3 protein-coding genes are annotated in these 2,276 nt (G+C 50.1%); all 3 read right to left on the bottom strand.

The genetic code is table 11. The annotated features are described in order from the left end of the window. Positions 1-172 (bottom strand): AAA family ATPase (locus tag H6A27_RS14200; protein WP_204509148.1); only part of this gene is annotated, 172 nt, incomplete at its 3' end. 186 nt (positions 173-358) lie between these two features. Continuing rightward, positions 359-1,594, bottom strand: a complete 1,236-nt coding sequence (locus H6A27_RS14195; RefSeq protein WP_204509157.1) for an FAD synthase family protein — start codon at positions 1,592-1,594, stop codon at positions 359-361. Further along, on the bottom strand, positions 1,591-2,276 hold a 686-nt coding region (locus H6A27_RS14190; protein ID WP_204509156.1), incomplete at its 5' end, for a GDP-mannose 4,6-dehydratase. The genes H6A27_RS14190 and H6A27_RS14195, both read right to left, overlap by 4 nt.

The following is a 2,276-nucleotide window of genomic DNA, read 5'->3' as shown; positions in this document are numbered from 1 at the left end:
AATAAGTCTCCAGCGTAGAGATAAGCAGACTCTTGCCGAACCTGCGCGGACGGCTCAGGAAGTAATACACACCATTCTTTACCAGATCATATATCATGTCCGTCTTGTCTATATAAAGATACCCACCTTCGCGTATCTTTTCAAAGTTCTGTATTCCTATAGGGTATTTCATTTTTTTTGAAGTTAAGAAGTTAAAGAAGTTATGAAGTTAGGCTACAGATACAAAATTACGTAAAAGTTTCCGAAATACCAACCCTACAGATACTGAAATCCCCCCATGCCGGCATTTCTTGCCGCTGCATGGGGGAATCCACTATAAGACCTTGTTACCTCGTAACTGAAGCCTTGCAACTATAATCTAATCCCTTCTGATATGCAGCTCTATCGCCTCGCTGTGGTTGCTTAGGAATACCTTTGCGTCCCTCACCACCAGAGCCAGATATCCGCCACCACCAGCACCAGCCAGCTTCCATGCCATCACGTCCGGCATTGCGCTGTAGTGCGCTATGGCGTCACTGATAAAACTGTTGTCCTGCTGTGGACAGTCGATATAAGCCGGATTAATCATACCCGGGAACATGGCAGTCTGCGCTTCGAAGCTCGCCTTATAAGCCGCTGCAAAACCATCTAAGTTACGCTCCATTATAGCCTCCCAGCACGCATCTGCCGCATCCGCCAGAGCCTTCACCTTCTCCACAGTTATGTCCTTGCCTTCCACCACCGAGCATCCCGGTTTCCTTGGCTCAATCGGAATCATCACCAGATGCTGTTCCAGAAATCTCAGCGTCATCTCGTCCCTGCAGATATCTATTTTCTTCGGCCAGAAATTGTTGTCGTAATAATGTCTGCACAGCCCCGGTATGCAAATACCTATCGCATCCTGTGCCCCCGATACATGCCCCTCAGTACGCTCAGGATTGTTTTCAAAGCAGAACACAAGTCTCGCCAGCATCTCCGGATCCATCTTAGGCATCTTCACCGGCCATATCTTCTGTATGATGTTCCGTGTGCTTGTGCTCAGTCCGCATCTGTCCCTCACCTCGAAAGTAGGTTCAAGAGAGATAGTTATCGCCCATCCCGGATGATGCACACTCACGTACGGCTGGTCAATCCATGTACCCGCCAGATCCAGACGCGTTGGGATACCCTTGCTCTCTCCCGCCTCGTTCTCCGCCTTCTGCATAGCCGCCTTGAGCGAACTCGAGCTTCTTGCCTCCAGTCCCTCGTGCGGAGTGCGTTGCAGTTCGATGTACTCTATGCCCCGTTCCTCACACAGCCTGCGTTTCTCCTCGCTTCCACCTTCAGCGTTCACCACGAAGATGTCCGGCTTCACAATGTCCAGAGTCGGGATGAAGTCTATCACTCCGTGCCCCTCGTTAATATAAGCCTCTTTCACAGCCTTTATGTTCCTCACCATGAACAGACGTTCCTCCTGCGGGAACATCGGTTTCCTGTGCTTATATTCCAGATACGTGGCGTCCGAGCCTATACCCACATACAGGTCGCCGAATCTCGAAGCCTGCTGGAAGAACTCCACATGTCCGCTGTGCAGCAGGTCATAACATCCGCTTACGAAAACTTTCTTATTGCTCATTTAACGACTCCCTTTTCCAGATACTCAGCCAGGTTCGTTCTTACCTTCGAAGCCACACTGTCACCGGCCACCTTCGCCATATCATGTTCCACCATCAGCTGCACTAACTGTTCGAAGCTTGTAGTCTGCGGGTTCCATCCTAATTTGGCCTTCGCTTTTGTCGGGTCCCCCCATAGGTTAACCACATCTGTAGGACGATAGAAATCTTCCGATACCGCCACCAGAGTCTTTCCTACCAGATGTTCATTCTCAGGATTAGTTACAGATACACAGATACCCTTCTCGTCCAGTCCCTCGCCCTCAAACTTCAGTTCAATGCCCGCATGACGGAAAGCCAGCTCCGTAAACTCACGCACCGAGTGCTGCACACCTGTAGCAATTACAAAATCCTCCGGCTTCTCCTGCTGCAGAATCAGCCACATACACTCCACATAGTCCTTCGCATAACCCCAGTCACGCAGCGAATCCATATTGCCCAGATACAGGCACTCCTGCTTTCCCTGAGCTATACGAGCCGCAGCCAGAGTAATCTTTCTGGTAACGAAAGTCTCCCCCCTGCGTTCCGATTCATGGTTGAACAGGATACCCGAGCAGCAGAACATATTATAAGCCTCACGATACTCTTTTATTATCCAGAAACCGTACAGCTTCGCCACAGCGTAAGGCGAATACGGATGAAACG

It is taken from the genome of Bacteroides caecigallinarum (assembly GCF_016902295.1).
Lineage (GTDB): Bacteria > Bacteroidota > Bacteroidia > Bacteroidales > Bacteroidaceae > Phocaeicola > Phocaeicola caecigallinarum_A.
The sequence above is the reverse complement of the archived record's forward strand: the minus strand, read 5'-3'. Positions and strand labels throughout refer to the sequence as shown.

Excerpts from the sequence above, each read along its gene's own strand:
- H6A27_RS14195 (WP_204509157.1), bottom strand. The coding sequence starts at position 1,594 with ATGAGCAATAAGAAAGTTTTCGTAAGCGGATGTTATGACCTGCTGCAC.